Origin of the sequence: Caballeronia sp. INML3B, from assembly GCF_023631305.1 — a bacterium.
GTDB lineage: Bacteria > Pseudomonadota > Gammaproteobacteria > Burkholderiales > Burkholderiaceae > Caballeronia > Caballeronia turbans.
In genome coordinates this window covers 24,715-48,233 of the sequence record NZ_JALQDI010000054.1, presented here as the reverse complement: position 1 = coordinate 48,233, position 23,519 = coordinate 24,715, and the positions used below count along the sequence as shown (strand labels likewise).

The 23,519-nt window shown below is 61.9% G+C and carries 21 protein-coding genes; 17 read left to right on the top strand and 4 right to left on the bottom strand.

What is annotated here, in order from left to right; translation table 11 throughout:
* Nucleotides 1-2 precede the first annotated feature (2 nt).
* The 8 genes from NCS58_RS24315 to NCS58_RS24280 all read left to right on the top strand — a co-directional run bounded on the left by NCS58_RS24315 (nt 3) and on the right by NCS58_RS24280 (nt 9,618).
* On the top strand, nt 3-1,292 hold the full coding sequence (locus tag NCS58_RS24315) for an MSMEG_0569 family flavin-dependent oxidoreductase (RefSeq protein WP_061119136.1): 1,290 nt from the start codon (nt 3-5) through the stop codon (nt 1,290-1,292).
* Between the two features lie 6 nt (nt 1,293-1,298).
* Entirely contained in the window at nt 1,299-2,126 is an 828-nt protein-coding gene (locus tag NCS58_RS24310) for a Pnap_2097 family protein (protein WP_061119135.1), read from the top strand.
* Nucleotides 2,123-4,228, top strand: a complete 2,106-nt coding sequence (scpA, locus tag NCS58_RS24305; protein ID WP_061119134.1) for a methylmalonyl-CoA mutase — start codon at nt 2,123-2,125, stop codon at nt 4,226-4,228. Before NCS58_RS24310 ends, scpA begins: the two co-directional genes overlap by 4 nt.
* Nucleotides 4,229-4,525: 297 nt before the next feature.
* Complete coding sequence (locus NCS58_RS24300) at nt 4,526-5,827, top strand: gallate dioxygenase (protein WP_061119133.1); 1,302 nt, start codon at nt 4,526-4,528, stop codon at nt 5,825-5,827.
* A 26-nt stretch (nt 5,828-5,853) separates the two neighbouring features.
* Nucleotides 5,854-7,203: an aromatic acid/H+ symport family MFS transporter gene (locus NCS58_RS24295; protein WP_061119132.1), complete on the top strand. Its 1,350-nt coding sequence runs from the start codon at nt 5,854-5,856 to the stop codon at nt 7,201-7,203.
* Nucleotides 7,204-7,218: 15 nt separating this feature from the next.
* Nucleotides 7,219-8,244: an amidohydrolase family protein gene (locus tag NCS58_RS24290; RefSeq protein ID WP_061119131.1), complete on the top strand. Its 1,026-nt coding sequence runs from the start codon at nt 7,219-7,221 to the stop codon at nt 8,242-8,244.
* Nucleotide 8,245: 1 nt separating this feature from the next.
* Nucleotides 8,246-8,929: a 4-carboxy-4-hydroxy-2-oxoadipate aldolase/oxaloacetate decarboxylase gene (gene ligK, locus NCS58_RS24285; RefSeq protein WP_061119130.1), complete on the top strand. Its 684-nt coding sequence runs from the start codon at nt 8,246-8,248 to the stop codon at nt 8,927-8,929.
* 5 nt (nt 8,930-8,934) lie between these two features.
* Nucleotides 8,935-9,618 carry a substrate-binding domain-containing protein gene (locus NCS58_RS24280; protein ID WP_250490589.1) on the top strand — a complete coding sequence of 228 codons (684 nt, stop codon included), beginning with the start codon at nt 8,935-8,937 and terminating at the stop codon, nt 9,616-9,618.
* 91 nt (nt 9,619-9,709) lie between these two features.
* On the opposite strand, the gene NCS58_RS24275 is transcribed toward NCS58_RS24280, so the two are convergent.
* The 3 genes from NCS58_RS24275 to NCS58_RS24265 form a co-directional block, all read right to left on the bottom strand.
* Nucleotides 9,710-10,630: a dihydrodipicolinate synthase family protein gene (locus NCS58_RS24275; protein WP_061119129.1), complete on the bottom strand. Its 921-nt coding sequence runs from the start codon at nt 10,628-10,630 to the stop codon at nt 9,710-9,712.
* A gap of 295 nt (nt 10,631-10,925) precedes the next feature.
* Complete coding sequence (locus tag NCS58_RS24270) at nt 10,926-11,927, bottom strand: 4-hydroxythreonine-4-phosphate dehydrogenase PdxA (protein ID WP_061119128.1); 1,002 nt, start codon at nt 11,925-11,927, stop codon at nt 10,926-10,928.
* A gap of 120 nt (nt 11,928-12,047) precedes the next feature.
* Nucleotides 12,048-13,223 carry an L-rhamnonate dehydratase gene (locus tag NCS58_RS24265; RefSeq protein ID WP_061119127.1) on the bottom strand — a complete coding sequence of 392 codons (1,176 nt, stop codon included), beginning with the start codon at nt 13,221-13,223 and terminating at the stop codon, nt 12,048-12,050.
* Nucleotides 13,224-13,368: 145 nt separating this feature from the next.
* Between NCS58_RS24265 and NCS58_RS24260 the strand changes: the two genes are divergently transcribed.
* Nucleotides 13,369-14,292, top strand: coding sequence for a LysR family transcriptional regulator (locus NCS58_RS24260; protein WP_250477727.1), 924 nt, complete (start codon nt 13,369-13,371; stop codon nt 14,290-14,292).
* Nucleotides 14,293-14,311: 19 nt separating this feature from the next.
* Here NCS58_RS24260 and NCS58_RS34385 read toward each other — a convergent pair whose 3' ends face one another.
* Nucleotides 14,312-14,782: an Lrp/AsnC family transcriptional regulator gene (locus NCS58_RS34385; RefSeq protein WP_061119125.1), complete on the bottom strand. Its 471-nt coding sequence runs from the start codon at nt 14,780-14,782 to the stop codon at nt 14,312-14,314.
* Nucleotides 14,783-15,076: 294 nt separating this feature from the next.
* On the opposite strand from NCS58_RS34385, the gene NCS58_RS24250 reads away from it, so the two are divergent.
* From NCS58_RS24250 to NCS58_RS24215, 8 genes are all read left to right on the top strand, one after another.
* Nucleotides 15,077-15,904, top strand: a complete 828-nt coding sequence (locus NCS58_RS24250; RefSeq protein ID WP_061119124.1) for an alpha/beta hydrolase — start codon at nt 15,077-15,079, stop codon at nt 15,902-15,904.
* Complete coding sequence (locus NCS58_RS24245) at nt 15,905-16,846, top strand: tryptophan 2,3-dioxygenase (protein WP_061119123.1); 942 nt, start codon at nt 15,905-15,907, stop codon at nt 16,844-16,846.
* A gap of 3 nt (nt 16,847-16,849) precedes the next feature.
* Nucleotides 16,850-18,076, top strand: a complete 1,227-nt coding sequence (gene kynU, locus NCS58_RS24240; RefSeq protein ID WP_061119122.1) for a kynureninase — start codon at nt 16,850-16,852, stop codon at nt 18,074-18,076.
* A gap of 69 nt (nt 18,077-18,145) precedes the next feature.
* A complete protein-coding gene (locus tag NCS58_RS24235) occupies nt 18,146-19,543 on the top strand; it encodes an amino acid permease (RefSeq protein ID WP_250477726.1) in 1,398 nt (465 codons plus the stop codon).
* Nucleotides 19,544-19,576: 33 nt separating this feature from the next.
* On the top strand, nt 19,577-20,710 hold the full coding sequence (locus NCS58_RS24230) for a cupin domain-containing protein (protein ID WP_061119120.1): 1,134 nt from the start codon (nt 19,577-19,579) through the stop codon (nt 20,708-20,710).
* Between the two features lie 43 nt (nt 20,711-20,753).
* On the top strand, nt 20,754-21,710 hold the full coding sequence (locus NCS58_RS24225; protein ID WP_061119119.1) for a fumarylacetoacetate hydrolase family protein: 957 nt from the start codon (nt 20,754-20,756) through the stop codon (nt 21,708-21,710).
* Complete coding sequence (locus NCS58_RS24220) at nt 21,710-22,726, top strand: carbon-nitrogen hydrolase family protein (RefSeq protein WP_061119118.1); 1,017 nt, start codon at nt 21,710-21,712, stop codon at nt 22,724-22,726. Before NCS58_RS24225 ends, NCS58_RS24220 begins: the two co-directional genes overlap by 1 nt.
* Nucleotides 22,719-23,477 (top strand): Asp/Glu racemase, encoded by a 759-nt coding sequence (locus NCS58_RS24215; protein WP_061119117.1) that lies wholly within the window; start codon nt 22,719-22,721, stop codon nt 23,475-23,477. The genes NCS58_RS24220 and NCS58_RS24215 overlap by 8 nt, the downstream gene beginning before the upstream one ends.
* Nucleotides 23,478-23,519 lie beyond the last annotated feature (42 nt).

The following is a 23,519-nucleotide window of genomic DNA, read 5'->3' as shown; positions in this document are numbered from 1 at the left end:
ATATGTCGAACATCGAATCCACTCAGGCAGCGCCGGAACATCTCGGCGTGATCGTCATCGGCGGCGGGCAGGCCGGGCTCTCGGTCAGCTACTTTCTGCAACAGGCGAATATCGGGCATCTCGTGCTCGAAAAGCACAGTCTCACGCACACGTGGCGCACACAGCGCTGGGACACGTTCTGTCTCGTGACGCCCAACTGGCAATGCGCGCTGCCGGGCCATCCATACGATGGCCCGGACCCGCACGGCTTCATGAAGAAGGACGAGATCATCGCCTATCTCGATGCGTTCATCGCCAAGGTGAACGCGCCGGTGCTCGAAGGCGCGGCTGTCACGCGGGTAACGCGCAACGCCGGTGGCGGCTACATCGTCCAAAGCACGCGCGGGACGTATACGGCCGATCAGGTGGTCGTCGCGTCGGGCGGCTATCACACGCCGATCGTGCCGCGCATGGCGGAGCGCCTGCCGCAGAGCATCGTGCAGGTGCAGTCGTCGGAATACCGCAACGCCGACGCGCTGCCACCCGGCGCGGTGCTCGTCGTCGGCTCGGGGCAGTCCGGCGCGCAGATCGCGGAAGATCTGCACCTGGCGGGCCGCAAGGTGCATCTCGCGGTCGGGGAGGCGCCGCGTTGCGCGCGCTTTTATCGGGGCCGCGACGTCGTCGACTGGCTGGCCGACATGCGCTACTACGACATGCCGGTGACCGATCATCCGCTGCGCGAAGGCGTGCGCGACAACACCAATCACTATGTGACGGGCCGCGACGGCGGACGCGATATCGACCTGCGCCGCTTCGCGTCCGAAGGCATGGAACTGTTCGGGCGGCTGGAGGACTTCCGCGATGGAAAACTGCGTTTTGCGCCGAACCTGCGCGCCAACCTCGACGATGCGGACGACACGTACAACCGCATCAACGCGAGCATCGACGGTTTCATCGAGAAGCATGGTATCGATGCGCCGGCTGCCGCGCGGTATGAGCCGCTGTGGCATCCGCCGGCTGAACGCGCGGAACTCGATCTGCAGGCGAGCGGCATCACGTCTATCGTGTGGTGCATCGGCTTCACGCCGGACTTCGCCTGGCTCGACGCCCCAGTGTTCAACGGGCGCGGATATCCGGCTCACGTGCGCGGCGTGACGGCCGTTCCGGGCATTTATTTCGTCGGCCTCCCGTGGCTGCATACGTGGGGCTCGGGACGCTTCTCCGGCGTCGCGCGCGACGCGCAGTACGTCGTCGACGCGATCTGCGCGCAGCGCTCGAACGTGCCCGATCATGTGTCGATTGCGTGTGCGTGAAGAAGCATGACGCCTCCTTACGACGACACTTACCGCGCCGGCATGCCGCAACTCAACTACGCCGGCCTGTCCGAAAACTGGCTGCTCAAGGAATGCGGCGACCGGCACTGGGGCGCACTCGCGCAAGCCACCGGCAGCGACTTCGTCGCCGATGAAGGCACGCGCGCCTATGCCGCGTTCACGTCGATCCGGCTGCGCGCGCACGGCATGCACGAGGTGCGCGAGAACGACGCGTTCCGCATTCGCACGGAGCTTGCGCGGATCGGCGCGGCGCGGCATATCAGCGAGCATCGCGTGGAGCGTGAACATGGCGCGATCGCCTCGCTGTCGATGATGTCCACCTTCGTGCGGCGAACCGAGGCGCGTAACAACCGCTCGGTCGCGCGCGCGAGCTTTGCGAAAATGAAGGGCGACATCGCGCCGATGAACGCGGCGATCACCGACATACAGGACGCCGCGCGCCAACTGCGCCTGTGCGAAGCGGGGCCGCGCCTCGTGGAAATGGGCCTGCGCGCGGAAGACTGCGCGCCGGTCGAGTTTCTGCCGTGCCCTTACAACGATTTCAATGGCGCGCACTTCCTCTACTTCGCAAGCTTCCAGGGCTTTGTCGATCGCGCGGAATGGCAGACCTGGCGTCTCGCGGATACCCCCGCGCTCGTCTCGCGCGAACTGCATTATCACGGCAACATCGACGTCGGCGAGAGCCTGCGCCTGACGTTTCGGCGCGCCTTCGTCGACGAGACACGCGTGGCGCACTGGTGCGAGATCGAACGCACGAGCGACGGCAGGAAGATCGCCGACGTCCTCACGCACAAGGCCCGGAGGCGCGCATGAGCCGTCCGCGACGCGTTCCATTGAAGCCGCTTTACACTTCGGCGGATCTTGACCGCATCGAGCATCTCGGTTCGCAACCCGGCGCGCAACCATTCGTGCGCGGACCGTATGCCTCCATGTACACGGCGAAACCCTGGACCATTCGCCAGTACGCCGGTTATGCGGACGCCGCAGATTCGAATCTCGCGTTTCGCAAGGCGCTCGCACACGGGGCGCAAGGCCTGTCTGTGGCCTTCGATCTGCCGACGCAGCTCGGCTACGATTCCACCGATCGCGAAGCATGCCCGGACGTCGGCCTCGCAGGCGTGGCGATCGATACTGTCGACGACATGGCGCGTCTCTTCGAAGGCATCGCGCTCGATCGCGTGTCCGTCTCGATGACGATGAACGGCGCAGTGCTGCCGGTACTCGCCGCTTTCATCGTCGCGGCCGAAGAGCGCGGCATCGCGATGGATTCGCTCTCGGGCACGGTGCAGAACGACATCCTCAAGGAGTTCATGGTGCGCAATGCCTACGTGTTCGCGCCGGAACCGTCGATGCGCATCGTCGCGGATGTCGCGCAGTTTCTGAACGAACACATGCCGCGCTTCAAGGCGCTTTCCGTGTCGGGCTATCACTTTCAGGAAGCGGGCGCGGATGCATCGCTCGAACTTGCGCTCACGTTCGCGAATGCCCGCGAATATCTTCGCGCGTTGCGTGCGCGCGGCCTGGAGGCCAATGCCGTTTGCGAGCAACTGAGCTTTTTCTTCGGCGCCGGAACGGACTTTTATACAGAGATCGCGAAACTGCGCGCGGCGCGCTTGCTGTGGTCGAGAATCGCGGCCGAAGAGGGTGCGAGCACGCCGAAAGGCCGTGCGCTACGCATGCACTGCCAGACTTCGGGCTGGTCGCTCAGCCCGACGCGCACGCATAACAACATCGTGCGTACGACCGTCGAGGCGATGGCGGCCGTGTTCGGCGGAACGCAGTCGCTGCACACGAATGCGCATGACGAGGCGCTCGCGCTGCCATCCGCATCGGCTTCGCAACTCGCGCGCGACACGCAACTCATCCTTCAGCACGAAATGGGCTTGTGCGACGTGATCGATCCGTGGGCCGGCTCGTACATGATGGAATCGCTGACGGCGGATCTTGCCGGGCGGGCGCGCGACATGATCGACGCAATCGAGGCGGGCGGCGGCGCGCGCGAGGCGATTCGCACGGGCTGGGTTCAGCAGCAGATTCGAGCAAGCGCGGCGGCGACGCAGGCGCGCATCGATGCGGGGAAACAGGTGATCGTCGGCACCAACGCCTTTCCGGCAATCGAGGCAGATGATGATGCTCCCGAATGTGTCGCAATCGATGGGGAACGTGTGCGCGTGCAACAGTCGCGCAGAATTTCCGACGTCAAGCGCCGACGCGACGAGTATCGGGTGAGCACGACGCTCTCGGCATTGACTCGCGCCGCACACGACGATGCCGCAAACCTGCTTGCACTGACAATCGATTGCATGCGCGCACGGGCGACGGTGGGTGAATGCACGCGTGCCCTTGAAGCAGTTTGGCCGCGCCATGTGCAGGCATCCGGCGTTGTGTCGAATGCGTATGGAACACGATGTGGAGAGGACGAGGCATGGCATGCGGTGAGGGCACAGGTAGCGCGTCTCGCGAAAAAGCTAGGCAGAAGACCACGCCTGCTGATGGCAAAACTCGGACTCGACGGACACGATCGCGGCGCGAACGTGGTGTCGGCGGCGCTGAAGGACGCGGGCTTCGATGTAGCGATGAGCGGCCTGTTTGCTTCGCCGACGCGTGCAGCGAGGATTGCCGGGAAAGAAGGATGCGACGTGATCGGTATTTCGTCGCTCGCGGGAGCGCATGGAAGTCTCGTCCTTCAATTCATGCGCGAGCTTGGAGAAATAGACGTATGTGCGCCGGTAGTCGTCGGCGGGATCGTGCCAGATCAAGACGCGCTTTCTCTGCGGAACATAGGCGTGGCAGAAATCTTCGGACCGGGGACAACCGTACACGAGATCGTCGAGCGGCTTGTGCGGCTGATTGAAACGAGCCGCCTCGGTGGGTTGACCCGGCGCGTGCCAGAACGCACGCGAGTCCTCGAATAAGGGTACCGTCTGTACGCTTGATGGATCTTGTCCGAAGATCACGCCTCGCTCATTGCCGTGGACCTGACCCAGACGGTTTCTCGCGACCTCTTGCGTCCTGCTTCACGAGCCATCAGTTTTGTTTATCGACATATCGCTGGTAGTAGGCGGCCGCACGCCTCGCTGCGGCCGTCCCACCGGGCTTTCCACGCGTCAGAACCCTATCCGCAAAAGCAAGATGGTGGTTTACGCGTAGTACCAGCCACGCTGCCTTCATCGCTACCCTTCGGGCTTACGCATTCTGAAGGAGTAGCGCACATGGCACGGATCATCGGAGGCATTGCCGCCTCGCACACACCGACTATCGGTTTCGCGTTCGACAAGAACAAACGCGACGATCCCGTCTGGGCGCCGATCTTCGAGAACTTCGCGCCGCTCACGAACTGGCTCGCGGAGAAGCAGCCCGATGTCATCGTCACGATCTACAACGACCACGTCACGTCATTCTTCTTCGATCACTACTCCGCATTCGCACTCGGCGTAGGACCGCAATGGCGCGTTGCGGACGAAGGCGGCGGCGCACGCGACCTGCCGCCGATCAAGGGTCATCCGGCGCTTGCCGCGCACATCGGCACGTCGCTGATGTCCGACGAATTCGACATGTCGTTCTTCCAGAACAAGGCGCTCGATCACGGCTGCTTCTCGCCGCTTTCGATGCTGTGCCCGCACGAACCCGAATGGCCGGTGAAGCTCGTGCCGCTGCAAATGGGCGTGCTGCAATTGCCCGTGCCGAGCGCGCGCCGCTTCTACAAGCTGGGTCAGGCGCTGCGCCGCGCGATCGAAAGTTATCCGGAGGACATCAAGGTCGCGATTCTCGCGACGGGCGGTCTTTCGCATCAGGTACACGGCGAACGCGCGGGCTTCAATAACACGGCATGGGACGCGCGCTTTCTCGATCTCTTCGAGCGCGATCCCGAACAACTCGCGGACATGACCATCGCCGAATATGCGGCGCTCGGCGGCTACGAAGGCGCCGAAGTCATCATGTGGCTCACGATGCGCGGCGCGTTGTCGTCGAATGTCGTGTGCAAGCATCGCAGCTATTACCTGCCGTCGATGGCGGGCATCGCGACCGCGATCTATGAAGGCGAGGATAGCGAGATCAAGCCGGCGATCATCGAGCGTCATCGTCAGAAGATGGCGGTGCAGCTCACCGTTGTCGAGAACCTCGAAGGCACCTATCCGTTCTCGATCGAAACCGCCGTGCGCGCGTATCGCATCAACGACTATCTGCATCGCATGGTCGAGCCCGCGCATCGCGAGGCATTCAGGCAAGACGAGGAAGCGAGCTTCGAGGCGGCCGGTCTCAGCGAAGAGGAGCGGGACCTCATTCGCCGGCGCGACTGGCGCGGCCTGCTTCATTACGGCGTGATTTTCTTCATGCTGGAGAAGCTCGGCGCGGTGACCGGCGTGTCGAACCTGCACATCTACGCCGCGATGCGCGGCGAAACACTCGAAGCATTTCAGAAGACCCGCAATGCGCCCGGTGCACTGTACTCGGTCGCGGGCAAGGGCGCGGGCAAGCTCGACTGGGACAAGGCCGGGAAGGCCAAAGACTAAGCAGGCAACGGGGACGGGAGACACATATGACTATCGGTAAAACCATCGACATCAAGGGCTTCATCGACGAACGCCCGATTTCCGCCTACCAGTGGCTGCTGGTGGCGCTGTGCTTTCTGATCGTGACGGCCGACGGCATGGATGTCGCGATCATGGGCTTCGTCGCGCCTTCGATCATCGCGGACTGGCACATCTCGCGGCCCGCGTTCGGCCTCGTGATGAGCGCGGCGCCCATTGGTCTCGTGATCGGCGCGCTCGCGGCAGGCCCGGCGTCGGATCGCATCGGACGCAAGTGGGTTCTGATTGCGTCGGTGTTTCTCTTCGGCGTGTTCACGATCGCCACCGCGTTCACGAATTCGCCTTCGAGCATGGCCTTGCTGCGCGTGCTGACCGGCATCGGCCTCGGCGCCGCGATGCCCAATACGACGACGCTGCTCTCCGAGTACGCGCCGCAACGCAAGCGCGCGCTACTGATCACGATCATGTTCACGGGCTTCAATCTCGGCTCGGCGCTGATCGGCTTCCTCGCCGGCGCCTTGATTCCGGTGCACGGCTGGCGCTCCGTGCTGATCTGTGGCGGCGCGCTGCCGCTCGTGCTGATTCCGCTGCAAATCTGGCTGCTGCCCGAATCGGCGCGTCTGCTCGCGGTGCGCGGCGCGAGCTCGGCACGCATCGGCAAGGTGCTCGGCCGCGTATGCGGCGCGCGCTTCGACGGCACGGAGACGTTCGTATCGAACGAGCCGCCGCTGCCGACGAAGAAGCCCATCGGCGTGTTGTTTTCGCATGGCTACGGCCTGATGACGGCCGCGCTGTGGGCGACCTATTTCATGGGCCTGCTCGTGATCTACCTGCTCACCGGCTGGCTGCCGACGCTGATGAAGGACGCGGGGCTCACGGTATCGTCGGCGGCGAACATCACGGCGATGTTCCAGATCGGCGGCACGATCGGCGCGATCATCGTCGGGTGGATCATGGACAAGGTGCGCCCGGCGCCCGTCATCAGCGCGGCGTATCTCGGCGGCGCGGTCTGCGTGCTCGGGCTCGCCTGGATCGGCGCGTTGTCGTCGTCGCTGGCCGTGCTCGTGTTCGCAGCGGGCTTTTGCATGAGCGGCGCGCAAACGGGCCTCAACGCGTTCGCGCCGAGCCGTTATCCGACGGTTGCGCGTGCCACCGGCGTGAGCTGGATGCTCGGCATGGGCCGCTTCGGCAGCATCTTCGGCTCCGCGTTCGGCGGCGCGCTGCTCGGCCTCGGCTGGGAGTTCGGCGCGATCCTCGCGATCCTTGCCGTGCCCGCGACGCTCGCCGCGATTTCGATACTCGTCGCGCAACGCACGCATGCCGACGAAGCGCACGCACAAACCAAAGCAGCACATTAGTACCTGGAGTGACGCATGATCATCGACATTCACGGCCACTACACGACCGCGCCGAAGGCGCTGGAAGCGTGGCGCAACCGGCAGATAGCCGGCATCGAGAATCCTTCGGCGATGCCGGCCGCATCGGAGCTGCATATCAGCGACGATGAACTGCGCGAATCCATCGAAGCGAATCAGCTTCGACTGATGCGCGAACGCGGCCTCGATCTCACCGTGTTCAGCCCGCGCGCGAGCTTCATGGCGCATCACATCGGCGACTTCGAAGTGTCGAGCACGTGGGCCGCGATCTGCAACGAGCTGTGCTATCGCGTGAGCGAGCTGTTTCCGGACAGCTTCATTCCGGCGGCGATGCTGCCGCAGAGTCCGGGCGTCGATGTCTCGACGTGCATCCCCGAGCTCGTGAAGTGCGTCGAGCAATACGGCAATGTCGCGATCAACCTGAATCCGGACCCGTCGGGCGGCCACTGGACGAGCCCGCCGCTCTCGGATCGCTACTGGTATCCGATCTACGAAAAGATGGTCGAGTACGACGTCCCCGCGATGATTCACGTGAGCACAAGCTGCAACGCGTGTTTCCATACGACGGGCGCGCATTACCTCAATGCGGACACCACCGCGTTCATGCAGTGCCTCACGTCCGATCTGTTCCGCGATTTCCCGACGCTCAAGTTTGTGATTCCGCACGGCGGCGGCGCGGTGCCGTATCACTGGGGACGTTTCCGGGGTCTCGCGCAGGAGCTGAAAAAACCCTTGCTGAAGGATCATTTGCTGAACAACGTGTTCTTCGATACGTGCGTCTATCACCAACCGGGCATCGACTTGCTGACGCGCGTGATCCCCGTCGACAACATTCTGTTCGCAAGCGAGATGATCGGCGCGGTGCGTGGCATCGATCCTGAAACGGGGCATTATTTCGACGATACGAAGCGCTATGTCGAGGCTGCGCACATCGAGCCCGACGCGCGCTACAAGATCTACGAAGGCAACGCGCGCCGCGTGTATCCGCGCCTCGATGCGGCGCTCAAGGCAAAGGGACGCTGACATGTACGAACTGGGTGTGGTGTATCGCAACATCGGTCGCGCGAACGCGGATGCGGCGGAAAAGCTCGGCCCGCTCGGCGCGGCGACCGTGCACGAAGCAATGGGCCGTGTCGGCCTGATGAAGACCTACATGCGGCCGATCTACGCGGGCGCGCAGGCGAGCGGCACGGCCGTCACCGTGCTGCTGCAACCGGGCGACAACTGGATGCTCCATGTCGCCGCCGAGCAGATTCAGCCGGGCGATATCGTCGTGGCTGCCTGCACGACCGATAACACCGATGGTTTCTTCGGCGATCTGCTCGCCACGAGCTTCAAGGCGCGCGGCGCGCGGGCGCTCATCATCGACGGTGGCGTGCGCGATGTGCGTGTGCTGACCGGGATGAACTTCCCGGTCTGGAGCCGCGCGATTTCGGCGAAAGGCACGGTGAAGGCGACGCTCGGCTCGGTGAACATTCCCGTCGTGTGCGCGGGCGCATGGGTGAACCCGGGTGATGTGATCGTCGCGGATGACGACGGCGTCGTCGTCGTGCCATCCGCATCGGCGCAGCAGGTGCTCGACAAGGCCGTCGCGCGCGAGGCGCTCGAAGAAGAGAAGCGCGCGAAGCTCGCAAGCGGCGTGCTCGGCCTCGACATGTACGCCATGCGCGAACCGCTGGAAAAAGCGGGGCTGCGCTATATCGATTGATGACCATGAGCATCACCGCTATCTCTTCGATGGCGACGCGCCAGGTGCTCGATGCGCTTGCCTCGACATTCGAAGCGCAGACGGGGCAGCGCATCGCGATCGAATCGGTGGGCGGCGTCGCGGCGTTAAAGCGAATCGAGGAAGGCGAGGCGTTCGATATCGTCGTGCTCGCTTCGGACGCGATCGACCGGCTCGCGGCGGCGGCGCGTATCGATGCAACGAGCCGCGTGCGCATCGCGCGCTCGGGCGTGGCCATCGCGGTGGCGTCGGGCTCGCCGCGTCCCTCCATCGACGATGAGGCGGCCGTGCGCGAGGCGGTGCTCGCGGCGCGCAGCATCGGATATTCGACGGGGCCGAGCGGCGTTTATCTCATGCGTCTGTTCGAGCGCTGGGGCATTGCGGAACGCATCGCGTCGCGCATCGTGCAGGCGCCGCCGGGCGTCGCGGTGGGCGCGCTCATCGCGCGTGGCGAGGTTGAACTGGGCTTTCAGCAGATGAGCGAGATGACCGGCCTCGAAGGTATCGACGTGCTCGGCATGTTGCCGCCTGCGATTCAGACTCTCACGGTGTTCGAAGGCGCGATATGCGCGAACGCGAATGCGCCGCAACTGGCTCGCGCGTTCCTTGCGTTTCTCGGTTCGTCCAACGCCGATAGCGCGAAGGTACGGCACGGCATGGAGCCTTGCTAACAAGACTGATTGCACGCCGCGGAACAGGCGCGGGAACGCCTGGGCGTTCCCGCGATGAAGGCCGATACGGAAAAAGAAGCGCCGGCGCCAGTCAATGTCCCCAGCGCAGCACGAGCGGATCGAGCTTGCGCGCGACTTTCAACAGCCCTTCGCGCACGGCGGGATGCATCGGCGCGAGCGGATGACGCACCGCATCCGAGCGAATGACGCCGCCTTCCTTCATCAGGGTCTTGCATGCGGCGAGACCGCATTGCCGGTTCTCGTAGTTGATGAGCGGAAGCCATTGCTGATACAGGTCGGCGGCTCGGTCGGTGTCGCCCGCGAAGTAAGCATCGACGATCTTGCGAATGCCGTCCGGGTAGCCGCCGCCCGTCATCGCGCCCGTGGCGCCCGCATCGAAGTCGGGGATCAGCGTGATCGCTTCTTCTCCGTCCCACGGACCGACGATCGCATCGCCGCCCAACCCGATCAGTTCGCGCAGCTTCGAGGCGGCCTGCGCCGTTTCGATCTTGAAGTACGACACATGCTCGACGTCGCGCGCGAGCTTCGCGAGAAACGATGCAGAGAGCGGCGTGCCCGCGACGGGCGCGTCCTGAATCATGATAGGAATGTCGATCGCATTCGATACTTCGCGATAGAACTCGTGAATGCCGCGCTCTCCGACGCGAATCGTCGCGCCATGATACGGCGGCATGATCATGACCATCGCAGCGCCCGCGTCTTGCGCTGCGCGGCTGCGCTCGGCGCACACGCGCGAGCTGAAATGCGTCGTCGTGACGATGACGGGCACGCGCCCGGCGACATGTTCGAGCACGGTGCGCTGCACCGTATCGCGCTCGGCATCGGACAGTGCGAATTGCTCGGAGAAGTTCGCGAGTATGCACACGCCGTGCGAACCGGCGTCGATCATGAAATCGATCGCGCGTTTCTGGCCTTCGAGATCGAGGCCGCCTTGATCGTCGAAAATGGTCGGGGCGACGGGGAAAACGCCGCGATAAACAGGTGCAGCCATTGAAGTGTGTCTCCTTTGATTGGTTCAGATCCGCTACAGCGTCGCGTTATCGAAGGATAGCGCGAGGCGTTCTTCCCGCGCGCGATGCGTCCGTTGCGCCCGACGCTCCAGCTTACCCCAGCTTCGCCTATGCCCGATATCCAGAGCCATACGTTCGGCCATTGCGCAAGCGCATCTTCGTTGAATTGCCGCCACGGCGCCTGCAATTCGAACATCAGGCCGCTTTTCGGCGCGATGCGCCGCCGCTTTCGGGAAAGCGCGGCGCAAAGTTTCGGTGCGCTCTTGCATCATGGCCTCAGGCCAGGCGATCTTGCGCCATGCGCACGGCGATGTCGAACGCTTTCTGCGTCGCGCCGACATCGGCACGGCCCTGGCCGTGGATATCGAACGCGGTGCCGTGCGCGGGCGTCGCGATCGGCACGGGCAGGCCGCCGTGCACGGTGACGCCGCGCCAGAAGCCCATCAGCTTCATCGCGATCTGACCTTGGTCGTGGTACATCGTGACGACGCCGTCGAAGACCTTCTGATCGCGTGCGCGCACGAAGATGGTGTCGGCGGGGAAGGGGCCTTGCGCATCGTAACCTCGAGCGCGCGCATGTTCGACGGCTGGCGCGATCACGTCGATTTCCTCGCGACCGAACGCGCCGTTGTCGCCGTTGTGCGGATTGAAGCCGCATACCGCGATGCGCGGCTGCGCCACGCCGGCGCGGTTGAGGCCGTCATGAATCAATTGCACCGCGCCGCCGATGCGCTCCTGCGTGAGTCTCGCGCTCACATCCTTCAACGCGATATGCGACGTCACGCGCGAGGTCCAGAGCTCGTCGAGGACATTGAATTCGCAGAATGCGCCGCTGAAATCGAGCTGGCGCGCAAACCATTCCATCTCGTCGTTCGTCTCCATGCCGGCCATATGCAGCGAGGTCTTGTTGACTGGCGCGAAGAGCATCGCCTGCGTGCGGTTGGCGCGCGTCATCGCAAGGGCTTGTTTGAAGGCTTCGAGGCTGTACCGGCCGCCGCGTTCGGTCGATACGGCGCGCTCATAGGGGGCGTCGTCGGGGAGGCGGAAGTCGATGAGCGATGGCACGTCGGTGTCGCGCGCGGCGTCGTCGACGCGCTCGACCAGTCGATAGTCGAAGCGCTGCTGCGCGATCTCCATGCCGTGATCCAGCTCGCGCTTGTCGCCGACGATGAGCAGATCGGCGCGCGCGCGATTCTCAGCCTTCGCGATGAGGCGCGCGATGAGTTCGGGACCGATGCCGGCGGGATCGCCGAGAAGAACTGCGATGAGAGGTTTCATGTTGGTAGGGTCTCGTATCTCGTGATCGGTTGCAAGCGGGGGCGGCGCCGGTCGAGGGCGGTCGAACCGAAGATATGCACCCGCGCGCACGCGCCGTAAAAGTGCAGCCGCGTGTTTGCATCACTCGATGATGTCGAAGTCGCTCAGATGCTTGTCGGACAGCGTGATGCCGAGACCCGGCGTTTCATCGGAAAGTTGCAGATAACCGTTTTGCGGTTGCGGCTCGCCGTCGAAGATGTAATAGAAGAGCTCGTTGCCCACTTCCACATCGAACACGGGGAAGAACTCGGACATCGGGCTCGCGGTGCTCGACATCGTCAGGTGATAGTTGTGCATCTGCCCCGCGTGCGGAATCACAGGAACGGACCACGCTTCGGCCATCGCGTTGATCTTGCGCGCGGCGGTGATGCCCCCCACGCGATTCGTATCGTACTGAATGACATCGACGGCGCGGCGTTCCAGCAGATCCTTGAAGCCATAGCTCGTGAACTCGTGCTCGCCGCCGGAGATCGGCACGATGTTCATTTTCTTCAGCTCCTGATAGCCTTCGACGTCGTCGCCGATCACGGGCTCTTCGAGCCAGCGCGGATTGAACTCGGCAAGACGCGGCAGCATGCGGCGCGCGTATTCCAGCGTCCAGCCCATATAGCATTCCAGCATGATGTCCACATCGTCGCCTGCGAGTTCGCGCAGCAGGCGCACCTGCTCCAGATTCTTCGCCATGCCCTTCGGACCATCTTTCGGGCCGTAGCCGAAGCGCATCTTCATCGCGGTGAAGCCCTGGTCGAGATAGCCCTGGGCTTCCGCGAGAAAGGCGTCGCGGTCGTCGTTGTTATAGAGCTTCGATGCGTAGCACCAGATGTTTTCTTTCGTGCGGCCGCCGAGCAGCTTGAAGACGGGCTTTTTCACCGCCTTGCCCATGATGTCCCACAGGGCGATATCCATCGCGGAGATCGCCGCCATGCCGATGCCCTTGCGGCCCCATGCGAGCGTGCGCCGATACATCTTCTGCCAGATATATTCATGATCGAACGGATCTTCGCCGATGGCGATAGGCGCGAGATATTCATCGACGATCTGCTTCGCGACACGCGGCGCGAGCGCGCAATTGCCGATGCCGATGGTGCCGTCGTCGCATTCGATCTCGACGACGAGCCAGCCGTGAAAGCGGAACGAGCCCATCGCGTCGCCGCGCTCGTAGAGGATATCGACGGCATTCGTGCAGAAGTGCGCTTGCGGCGGAACGACCTTGCCTTTCCATTCGAAAACGCGTGCGCGGACGTGCTTGATCTTCATCTTCGGTGTCTCCGGGTTCTATTCGGGTGGGGCCGCTGAAACGAGGGTTTGCGCGGCTGTATCGGGTAGCGCTAGTGTGCGAAACTCCGCGATAACTGACCATTGAATTATTTGCATCAGGCTATTTCCTGGAGTTATCGCTCGCATGATCGCGCCCGCCACGGCCATACGCAAACGCCTGCGCCTGCGTCATCTGCAATTGATGACGGCGCTCTCGGAAACGGAATCGCTCAGAAGCGCAGCCGACGAGCTCTCGATGACGCAGCCCGCCGCGACCAAGGCGTTGAAGGAGCTGGAGGACACCATCGGGGCAACGTTATTCGTGCGTCATGCGCGAGGGATGGAGCCGACCATCTACGGAGAGGCGGTGATGCGATACGCGCGCGTCGTCTTCGAGGATCTCGATGAATTGCGCGAGGAACTGGCGGCGATCGAGGCGGGCGATATCGGCAAGGTGCGCATCGGCGCGGTGATGGCGCCGGCTCCCGATTTGCTCACGAAGGTGATCGTGCAATTGAAGGAAGCGCATCCGCGCCTGCAGATCAGCGTGCAGATCGACACGAGCGATGTGCTCGTGCAGGCGTTGCAGCAGGATCAGCTGGATATCGTGGTGGGGCGCATTCCTTACGGCTTTTCCGCGCTGGATCTGACGTTCGAGACCTTGTCGGAAGAGGCGCTCGCGATCGTCGCGCGGCCGGATCACCCGGCTGTCGGCATGACGGCGAAACCGAAGCTCGCCGATCTCGCGAAGTATCCGTGGATCGTGCAGCCGCATCCGAGTCCGATGCGGCAGATCATCGACCAGACGTTTCGGGAATCGCGCGTTGCGCCGCCGGTGAGTACCGTCGAGACGTCTTCTATTCTGACGACCTTGTCGCTCTTGAGGGATTCGGACATGCTCGCCGTGCTGCCGAGTTCGGTCGCAGACTATTATTCCGCGCTCGATACGATCGCTTCGTTGCCCACCGCATTGCGTGGGCGCCTCGCGCCTTATGGGTTGATTCTCAGAAAGAACCGGCGGATCAGTCCGGCGACGCAGCTGGTTATCGAAGCGATTCGGCAGGCGTGAGGGAGTAGCGAGGCGGCGCTCAGTCGAGCGGCAGACGGTTGGATTCCTTTATCGTGTGCATGACAAATGCACTGCGTACCTCCCTGACATGGGGCAGCGCCGCCAGGACTTTCCGGCTGAAGTTGGCGAATCCGTCGAGATCCGGCGCGACGATCCGCAGAAGATAGTCCTCGACACCGGACAGGATGTAACACGACAGGACCTGGTCGATTGCCTGCAGGGAAGTCTCGAACTCGACGGCGTCCCGTTCCTGATGGGACGTGATCTTCACAAAGACGAAGGCGTCGATTCCGAAGCCGAGGGCCTTCCGATTCAGGTCCAGGTGATAGCCTTCGATAACCCCGACCTCTTGCAGGCGTTTGACGCGACGCCACACCGGCGATGAGGAACTGTTCATTCGCTCGGCCAGTTCCGCCATGGATATGCGCGGATCTTCCTGCAGATGGCGAAGAATCTGACGATCGGTCGAACTGAGCGGCGTGGTTTCCACTGCGATTTCCTCTGGAACGAATTTGTGTCTGCTGCGGGATCGCGGGTCAAGTCTATCGGATATTCGGCACCGTTCGGCAAGTTCATGCCGATGCTACTTTATTTCGCGTGATATCAGACCGCGAGCGCTAGGGTTGACCCTGATCTCTTAGCGTCGTCCTTAAAGGTCGGCAAATCATTTCGCCTTGAAGTTATATGCCGGCATCACATGCCGCTCTCGCCGATTAAACCGGCAAAAATAGAAAAGAAAAACCGCCTGTCAAAAACTAGAATTTTTTGCATCAGGAGACGAGACATGTGGCAAGAATTCACTCAGGCACAGTTGGAGCGGGAGTACTCGCCTAGCTCCGTCGCCCACGACTACCTGGCGGTCGTCGCTGCCTACACTGCCGAGAGCGAAGCGGTATCGGCATCCCTCGTAAGCTATCGGCTGAAGTACGGCTTGCCGTCCGATGAGTATTCGATCGTATTCCCCGCCCGGACCTCGGCGGGTGCGATCGTGGTTTTTATCCACGGCGGCTACTGGCAGGAACTCTCCGCGGAGGATTCCTGCTTCCCCGCGCGGGAGTTCGTCGAACGCGGTGTGTCGTATGCGGCCGTGAACTACACACTCGCGCCCCTTGCGAACATCGGCATGATGATTCGGCAATGTGAAAGGGCGATACGCGCCATTGCTGCCGCTCATCCTGACCTGAAGCTCGTGATCGCGGGAAGCTCAGCAGGGGCACACCTTGCCGCAATGATGGCGACGCTCGATTGGGAGCCCGAGCTCGAGACGCGAATCAAGGGTTATGTGCTTGCGTCGGGCGTCTACGATCTGCGCCCGATCGTAGGCACCTACATCAACGAGCCGCTCGATCTGAGCAGCGAGACGGCTTTAGCGGTAAGCCCGATGTTCATCAAGACCCGCCATCGCTTGCCTACACTCATAAGCTGGGGTGAGCACGAAACTGCTGAATTCAAGCGTCAAAGCCTTGAATACGCACAGCGCCTGACCGATGACGCCGTGCCTGTACGGCTCCTCGAAGTCTCCGGACGCAACCACTTTGACATCCTGTTCGATCTGGCGACGCCGTCCAGCGAACTGGGCGCCGCAATTGAACATTTGATTGGAGCAAAGTAAATGTCTGCAAGCCGCAAACGCGTGATTCCGGAAATCCGCAATCCGGAACTGGAGCTATCGCTCGTCAGTGAAATTGCTATTTCGACGAACGAAACGCGCAACGAAGCGGTGAAGACCACGGCCGGCGAGCCGATGGTCAGCTTCGAGGGAAAGAGCAATCCCTACATCGATTATCACCGCAACGACCTGTTGCTCAGCATCCAGCACATGCGCAGCGAAGGGCACGATGAAATGGTGTTCATCCTGATGACGCAGTGCAAGGAGTTGACGTTCAAAGCTATCCATTACGAGCTGTACAACATGCAGTTGCGTATCACACGAGACGACGTGAGCGGGGCGCTCGAGCTCGTCCCGCGCGTGAAGCGCCTGTTCGAGTACCTGATCAAGACCTGGGACGTGTTGTCGACGATTACGACGCACGGCTTCAACGAGTTCCGCAATCATCTGGGCGTGTCTTCTGGACAGCAATCGTATATCTACCGGCACGTCGAATTCATTCTCGGCAACAAGTCGAAGCGACTGGCGGCGGCGCATTCGAATAACCCCGATGTCTATCCGCAATTGCAAGAGGCACTCAACAATCCGAGCCTGTACGACGATGTACTGGCGCTGCTGCATCGCCGGGGTATTCCGGTGCCGGAGCAAGCGCTGGATCGTGCCTGGTCGGAAACTTACGCGTCCAATCCCGAGGTCGAGAAAGCATGGCTCGCGGTTTATGCGGACCCGTCGCCGGACAACGACCTCTACCTTCTCGGCGAAGCGCTGATCGAAATTGCGGACCTGTTCGCCCAATATCGCTGGCGGCACTTTACCTCGGTGGAGCGCATTCTCGGTTTCAAGCCCGGTACGGGCGGTTCCGCAGGCGTCGGCTGGCTCAAACATGTCGTCGAGCTTCGCTTCTTCCCGGAACTCTGGTCTATCCGCACTGTGTTGGGGGCGTGAGAGATGAATGATATGACCGTTCCCGCATCTCCCGCTCGCGATACGTTCGCGCTGACTCGGGAAAAATTTTCCCTGCCGGAGGGTGTTCGATACTTTGATGGAAACTCGCTGGGCCCACTGCCCAAGGCCGTTCAGATGCAGGCCTATATCACGACGACCCACGAGTGGGGCGACGGGTTGATCCGCTCGTGGCGGAGCGCGAAATGGAATACGCTGCCGCAGCGCGTCGGCGATGCGATCGGCCGTTTGATCGGCGCGGCCGCGGGACAGGTGGTTGCCTGCGATTCCACGTCGGTCAACCTGTTCAAGGTCTTGACCGCGGCGCTACGCCTGCGTGCCGACCGGAAGGTGATCTTGACCGACGCATCGTCGTTTCCGACCGACCTTTACATCGCCGAGCAGGTGGCTCGGCTGTGCGGTGCGGAGATACTCAACTTGCCGGTGAGCGAATTTCCGAAATTCCTGAACGATCGCGTGGCGGCAGTATTGCTGTGCCATGTCGACTATCGCAGCGCCGAGGTTTATGACCTCGCTCGCCTGACACGCGCGGCACATCGGGCCGGCGCGCTCATGGTATGCGACCTTTCGCATTCCGCCGGTGCGATTCCCTGCAACCTCGACGAGTCCGAGGTCGATTTCGCGGTCGGCTGCGGATACAAATACTTGAACGGCGGTCCCGGTGCACCCGCTTTCCTGTACGCCGCGAAGCGTCACCACACGGATTGCGAACAGCCGCTGACCGGATGGTTCGGGCACGCCGCGCCGTTCGAGTTCACGCCGTCCTATGCGCCCGCGCCGGGCATCGAGCGCTTTCTCTGCGGGACGAATCAGGTGATCGCGCTTTCGCTCCTGAACCGTTCGCTCGAAGTGTTCGACGGAATTTCGATCGAAGAAATCAGAACCCGAAGCCTCGAGTTGACCGAGCAGTTCATATCGAGCGCGGAGAACCGGCTTGCTCCGCACGGGTTCGTGGTCGCCTCGCCGAAGGATTCGAATGTGCGCGGAAGCCACGTCTCGCTTCGTCACCCGCAAGGCTACGCCATCATGCAGGAGTTGAGCCGGCGAGGCGTAATCGGGGACTTCCGCATGCCGGATTTCATGCGATTCGGCTTCGCGCCGCTCTTCAACACGGCGGATGAAGTGGAGTACCTCGTGGATCAAATCGATCAGATCATGACGACTCGTGCCTGGGACAACCCCGACTACGAACAGCGTCGCGCCTTCACGTAAGCACGTAGCCGCAACAAAGAGAATGGAAACTTTCCATTTAATCAGTATAACGAATCGACGGAGACATGAATGAGTGCGGTCAAAGGATTCAAGGTCATCGCGGACAGAGAAGGCGGACTGAAGCGATCTCTTACACGAGCTCAACTGATGATGATCGCCATCGGAAGCGCGATCGGCACAGGCCTTTTCCTGGGCAGCGGCGCCGCGATCCATCTTGCCGGGCCGAGCGTCATTATCAGCTTTGCAATCGGCGCTTTTATTGCCCTTCTTCTCATGGGTTGTCTGGCCGAAATGGTGGTCACACATCCGAGTACCGGCTCGTTCGGGTCGTACGCGGAACATTATCTGGGAGGCCTGGCGGGGTTCGTCGTCAGATACGCATACTGGATCTCCGTCGTGCTCGTGATCGGCGCCGAAGTGACGGCGATATCCGTCTATATGCACTTCTGGTTTCCAACCTCTCCGGGCTGGTTGTGGATCGTCGTCTTCTCCGCCGCGCTGATCGCGATCAATGCCCGAAGCGCCAGCGCCTTCGGAGCGGCGGAGTACTGGTTCTCGATCGTCAAGGTAGCCGCCATCGTCGGATTCATCATCCTCGGCAGCTACGCGGTGTTTTCCGCTCCTGAAAATAGCTCAGTGGGCCTCGCGAACTTCTATGTCGACGGCGGATTCTTTCCGAACGGATTCTCAGGAACATGGAACGCGGTGGTGGTTGCGGTATTCAGCTTTATCGGCATCGAGTTTATCGCCGTGGCGGCAGGCGAGGCCAATGAACCCGAGCGCGCCGCAAGGAGCGCATTCAAGTCGGCGCTTCTTCGACTCGTCATCTTCTATATTTTGACGATCGGTTTGATGGTTGCCATCGTTCCCTGGCAGTCCGCCGGCACCGGCAAAAGTCCATTCGTGATGGTGATGGAAAAGATCGGAGTGTCTGGCGGTCCGAGCGTCATGAACTTCGTTATCTTGACGGCCGCCTTGTCGGCGATGAATGCCCAGTTGTACGTCGCGACACGGATGATCTTCAGCCTGTCACGGAGTGGCTATGCGCCGGCGTTCCTGAGCAGTGTCAGCAGTAACGGCGTACCCGTTCGCGCTTTGCTGCTTTCGTCCCTCGGTGTGGCCTTTGCAGCGATCACGAGCGTCATGATGCCCGGAGGATCGTTCATTCTGGTCATGTCGATTGCGATGTTCGGGGCGCTCTTCGGCTGGCTGATGATCTTCGCGACTCATCTTCGGTTCCGTATGGCGTGCAAGCGCGATGGTGTTACCCCGGCCTTTCGACTGCCCTTGTTCCCGATTCCCACTTTGCTCGGCCTCGTCATGATGGTAGCGGTCATCGTCTCGACGTTCTTCGTGCCCGCGTTCCGCATGTCGGTGGTTACGGGTGTTCCGATGCTCGTCGCTCTCATGGTGACCTATGCGCTGCTTAAAAAGCCGGATCCGCAAAAACTTCTGGCGGTCGAGTGACCTGGAAATGAGCCGATCGACTGGAGCAACGCGATGACCAAGTACGACACTTTTCGCGAAGAGATGGCGGGCCGGGCAAACGTCGAAGATTCGCCTGAACTCATCGCTTATTACCGCGACCTCGAGCGACTCAAGACCGGTGCACTGTGGACCGTGGCCAACAAGATCGAACCGTGGCAGCCGAAATCGGAATCGGTGCCCGTGATCTGGCGCTATCGCGACCTTCGCGAACATGTGCTGCGTTCCGTGCGGCTCGTCACGCCGGAGAAGGCTGGCCGGCGGGTGATCTTCTTCGAGAACCCTGGAAGGCGGGATGTATCGGCGGCAGTGGGATGGCTCTACTCGGGACTGCAGGTCATGCATCCGGGCGAGCGGGCCACCGCGCATCGGCACTCGTCTTCTGCGCTGCGTTTCATCATGGAAGGAAGCGGCGCATACACGATCGTCGATGGTCACAAGATGACGCTCGGCGCGAACGACTTCGTGCTCACGCCGAATGGCACATGGCATGAACACGGCGTCGAGGAGAACGGGACGCCATGCATCTGGCAGGACGGTCTGGATATCCCGCTGGTCAACGCACTCGAGGCCGGGTTCTATGCGGTGCACCCGGATTTGCATCAGGCCGTCGGATTTCCCGTGGATGACGGCGTGAGCATGTGGGGCGCGGCCGGACTTCGTGCGCATCAGGCTGGCTGGGACAAGCCTTATTCCCCGTTGTTCAAGTACCAGTGGGAACCGACGTACGATGCATTGAAAAACTACGCCGCGAACCACGATGACAACCCGTTCGACAGCGCGCTGATGCACTACACGAATCCTGTTACCGGTGGCCACGTCATGGCGACCGCCGGCGCCAGCATGCAGCTTCTTCGTCCCGGCTTCGAGGGCAAGGCTCACCGTCACACCGGGAGTTTTCTTTATCAGGTGGCAAAGGGCGCGGGCTATTCGATCATCGACGGACACCGTTTCGACTGGCGCGAACGGGACATATTCTGCGTCCCCTCGTGGGCATGGCATGAGCACGTGAACCTCAGTTCGACCGAGGACGCCTGCCTGTTCTCGTTCAATGATCTTCCAGTGATGGAAAAACTGGGGCTCTTCTACGAAGAGGCCTTGGCGGATAACGCGGGCCACCAGCCGGTTTCTTCGCAGCCAGCGCTTTGAGCGAAATTTCGCGTCGGAACTTTTGATTCAAGAGACACACATCATGCAACTCGCTACCTATCGAACGAATGTTACCGCTGCCGCCCGGCTCGGCGCGGTTGTCGGTGATTTCATCATCGACATCGAGCAACTCGGTGCTCACGCCGGTGTCACGCTTCCCTCCGATATGCTCGAATTCATCGACATCGGGCCGCACGCGGTCGAGCGCGTTGCGAAGCTGCTGGAGCAGCACGGGGGGAACGGGCCGCTGGACTGTGCTGTTCCGCTCGTGAACGTGAAGCTGCTCGCACCCATTCCGCGGCCGCGGAAGAACATATTCGGCGTCGGATTGAATTACGTCGAACACGTGGATGAGTCGAGCCGAACACTGGACACGTCGAAGGATCTGGCGAAGCAACCGGTCATATTTTCGAAGCCTCCCACGAGCGTGATCGGAACAGGAGACGCCATCGAGCATAACGCGGCGATCACGCAGCAGCTCGACTGGGAAGGTGAGCTGGCCGTCGTCATCGGTCGTCGGGCAAAGAACGTGAGCGTGCAAGACGCGCTCGGCCACGTCTTCGGCTACACGGTCATTAATGACATCAGCGCCCGTGACAATCGCCGCGCCGGTCAATGGATCTTCTCGAAGGGCCAAGACACGTACGCACCGCTCGGACCTGTGCTCGTGACGGCCGACGAGATTGGCGATCCCCACGACCTGGACCTCGGCTTGAAGGTCAATGGCGTGGAGAAGCAACGCTCCAACACGCGCCACTTGTTGTTCGACATTCCAGCTCTGATCGCGGACATCAGTTCGGCCATTACGTTGGAACCGGGCGACATCATCGCGACGGGGACACCCGCGGGCGTCGGGGCGGGACGATCGCCTCAGGAATGGTTGTGGCCGGGCGATGTCGTCGAGGCGTGGGTCGAAAAGATCGGTACGCTGCGCAACCCGGTGGTCGCCGTGGGCAACGAGCCGCGAAAGACTCGGTCGCAACGTGCCGGGGATAACTGATGCTGCAACTTCGCAAATTCAAAGCCGCGGCGGTCCAGACGGCCCCTGTGTTTCTCGACACGGATGCGACCGTCGAGAAGGCAGTGAGCCTCATCGCAGAAGCAGCGGCCAATGGCGCGCAGCTCGTGGCCTTCCCGGAAGTGTTCGTTTCCGCGTATCCCTATTGGAGCTGGCTCGGCGACCCATTGCAAGGCAGCCGCTGGTTCGAGCGCCTGGCGCGCGCGGCAATCGAGATTCCCGGCCCCGAGATTTCGAAGATCGCGGAAGCAGCAGCACTGCACCGGATCAACGTGGTAATCGGTGTCAACGAGCGCAGCCGGAGTTCCATCGGGACTTTGTTCAACACCGTCGTCACGATATCCGACGAGGGGCGGATTCTCGGCCGTCATCGCAAGCTGGTGCCCACATGGGCGGAAAAGCTCACGTGGGCGCCGGGGGATGCCGCATGCCTGCGTGTTCACGCTACGAGCGTGGGACCGCTCGGCGTGCTCGCTTGTGGAGAAAACACCAACACGCTCGCGCGCTTCGCACTGATCGCGCAAGGTGAGCTGGTGCACGTCGCGAACTACATCGCGTTGCCGGCGGCGCCGCTGGACTACGACATGGCCGAAGCCATCAAAGTACGCGCGGCTGCGCATAGCTTCGAGGGCAAGCTATTCACTGTCGTCTCGTGCTCGACCGTTTCAGAAGAGATCATTGGCGCGCTCGAAACCGATTATCCGAACGCGCGCGAGCGCCTGACGCGGCGCCACAGTGCGTTTTCAGGTTTTCTCGGACCGGACGGTCGGGTGATCGGTGAACCGCTCATCGACGAAGAAGGAATCGCCTACGCGGATATCGATCTCGGAAATTGTATCCAGCCGCGCCAGATGCATGACATCGCCGGGCAATACAACCGATTCGATATTTTCCAACTTCGTGTGAAACGCAAGCCGCTGCAAGCAGCGACGTTCGAGGATGCGGCTTCCGAACAAGCCGAGAACGATAACGAGTTGCTGGAGCCCGGAAATGAGTGAAAAGAAGGCCTTTCGTATCGGACAGATCGTTCCTTCCTCGAATACCACGATGGAGACGGAGGTCCCCGCCATCTTTCGGGCGCGCGAGGCCGTCGCAAGCGAACGCTTCACGTTTCATTCGAGCCGGATGCGCATGAAGCACGTGACGAAGGAAGAGCTGGAGCGCATGGACGGCGAGAGCGAGCGATGTGCGCTCGAACTGTCCGATGCGCACGTCGATGTCATCGGCTATGCGTGTCTGGTCGCCATCATGAGCATGGGACCCGGCTATCACCACACGTCGGAGGCCCGGCTGATGCGGCGAACGGTGGAAAACGGCGCGCTGGCGCCGGTCGTGACCAGTGCGGGTGCTCTGGTCGATGGTCTCAAGACGTTGGGCGCCAGGAAGGTGTCGATTCTCACGCCCTACATGAAGCCATTGACCGGGCTGGTCATCGACTACCTCGCGAACGAGGGAATCGAAGTCGTCGACAGCATCTCGCTCGAAATCCCCGATAACATCGAAGTGGGACTTCGAGACCCGCGCGCGCCCATCGAGATAACGCGAAGACTCAATATCAGCGGAGTCGATGCCGTTGTCGCATCCGCCTGCGTTCAGATGCCGTCGCTCGCGTCCGTCCAGCCAATCGAGGATCGGATCGGCCTGCCGGTGGTGTCTTCTTCGGTGGCGACCGCATTCGCCATGCTCAAGCGGCTTGGCCTGGATCCGTCGGTGCCTGGCTTCGGCTCCCTGTTGTCCGGACGATATTGAGAAGTTCGAGCGTTACGTACGAGTGACGTTTGCGACCGAGCA